This window comes from Methylophaga sp. UBA5088 (assembly GCF_002414625.1).
Classification (GTDB): domain Bacteria; phylum Pseudomonadota; class Gammaproteobacteria; order Nitrosococcales; family Methylophagaceae; genus Methylophaga; species Methylophaga marina.
Genome location: NZ_DIAC01000028.1, coordinates 15,616 through 17,481 on the forward strand (window position 1 = coordinate 15,616; position 1,866 = coordinate 17,481).

Consider the following 1,866-nt stretch of genomic DNA (forward strand, 5'->3'; position numbering starts at 1 on the left):
GCTAAAATTACCGTTGATTGGGTGCTCTTTACTCAAGCCATTTTGACAGGCTTGACCATCATTAAGTAGTTGCTCTGGCCCTGCACCCGCTTTCCACCAGGAGCTGACACCAACAGGCTGCAGTGGATCAGCTGGAAGTGGTGCAGGTTCAATTTCAGCTTGTGTTGTTTTCTCAGCAATAAACTGATCAGGTGAACTCTTTGTGTAACTACCATGGATGACAGCCTTGTTTGCTGGACTGCCTGTTTTGGCTACCTGCTCATTGGCCTTGTTATCCAGATCTAACACTATCCAACCGTTTTCTTTTAAGCATTTTTTTGTTTGCGCTTCAGTATTTGTTTCAGCAGCACAGACGTTTTTTTCTTGCTGAAAATCACGTGCAGATGCACCACGTTTATAACTGAATTCACCACAGCCAGTGAGAGTCAGACTCATTATGCCGAGTGATGTGACGGCTAGCACCTTATTAAATTTTCGCTTTTGAAACATCCGTCTTTCCTTGATGACTCTTGAACATGGCTACAGGTTACATGAACAAGCTGGATCTGTTTCTACGCAATTTCACGTATTCAAGCTTCTGACCCAGCTCACTAGTATTGCTCCTGACGCGAACACAAGGTTTGCGACTTTTTCTTTTCTCGGATGGCTAACAGGGGCAATTAGAATGAAAATGAAACTCAACTCTCTCACCTACGCAGTGGCGCTTGCCAGTTCTGCATTGATGGCACCAAGCGTGTCACAGGCAGCTGGCACCATCACGTTTGGTGAAGATCAATATGTCAGCGTCGGTTTTGGCATGCGTGGCAGTTACACCAGTGCTGAAGACGGTGCAGCTGATGGTGGACGTTCAAATGACTTCAACTTGGACAGTGCCAGACTTTATGTTTCGGGTTCGCTTAACAAATACATCAAAGGCATGTTCAACACTGAAATGAACAGCGATGAATCAATGAAAATCATTGATGCTGCCGGTATTTTCCAATTGACACCTGATGTAGCCATCTGGGCTGGTCGTTTCTTATCACCAAGTAGCCGTGCCAACATGGCTGGCCCTTACTACACCTCGGGTGATGGTTATTGGCAAAACATCGCAGCACGTTACGGCTGGAATGGCGGCACTATCGGCCGTGATGAAGGTGTTGCAGTTGTAGGAACAGCTTTTGACCAACGTCTAGCTTATTCATTTGGTGCTTTCGAAGCAGACAAGATTTTCTACTACAGCTTAGGTGAAGAAGCGTCCTCTGGAACTCAAACTGCTTTCAATGAAGGTGATGCTGGAGCAGCAGCCGGTGCTAGCGATGATTTGATGTATGCCGGTCGTTTGCAATATAGCTTCTGGGATAAAGAGCCGGGTTATTACGGAACAGGTAACTATCTAGGTCAAAAAGATATTTTCACAATAGGTATCTTCGGCCGCTCTAAAGGGGATGGTGCTATTTCTGCGACTGATATTGGTGACTACAGCCAATACGGTGCTGATTTATTAATTGAGAAAAAACTCGGGGTGGGTGCCATCTCATTCGAAGCAGCTTATTACGACTATGACAATTAAGCACAATACTAAAGAAGATAAAGCCAATGATCTGCCACTTGTTCATGTGGTTCAATCCTTTTTATTCATGACTTTAAGAACAGTAACCTATTTATTGCTTAGCGTCACTATTGAGTCTTGTCTATGTAGACCTATTCTAAAATAGGATAGATATGCACATTGATGTAGGTCAGTCAGGTGCTTTATCGAGACGGGTTTACGCGAACATTCATTAGCTTGATCCAGGTCATAACACGTTGTTGATGATAGTGATACTGTCACAACTCATAGCTAAGCTTATGAATAACTTATGTGAGGAGGGTCGATATGTCTGG

The 1,866-nt window shown here is 44.2% G+C and carries 2 protein-coding genes; one reads left to right on the top strand and one right to left on the bottom strand.

Annotated features, from left to right (window positions below; genetic code table 11):
• The coding region (locus tag B4K20_RS03580; protein ID WP_289281912.1) for a hypothetical protein at positions 1 to 489 on the bottom strand (489 nt) is incomplete at its 3' end.
• 175 nt (positions 490 to 664) lie between these two features.
• Between B4K20_RS03580 and B4K20_RS03585 the strand changes: the two genes are divergently transcribed.
• Positions 665 to 1,552, top strand: coding sequence for a porin (locus B4K20_RS03585; RefSeq protein ID WP_289281913.1), 888 nt, complete (start codon positions 665 to 667; stop codon positions 1,550 to 1,552).
• Positions 1,553 to 1,866 lie beyond the last annotated feature (314 nt).

Coding starts and splice junctions, on each gene's coding strand:
- B4K20_RS03585 (WP_289281913.1), top strand. CDS start 665: ATGAAAATGAAACTCAACTCTCTCACCTACGCAGTGGCGCTTGCCAGT.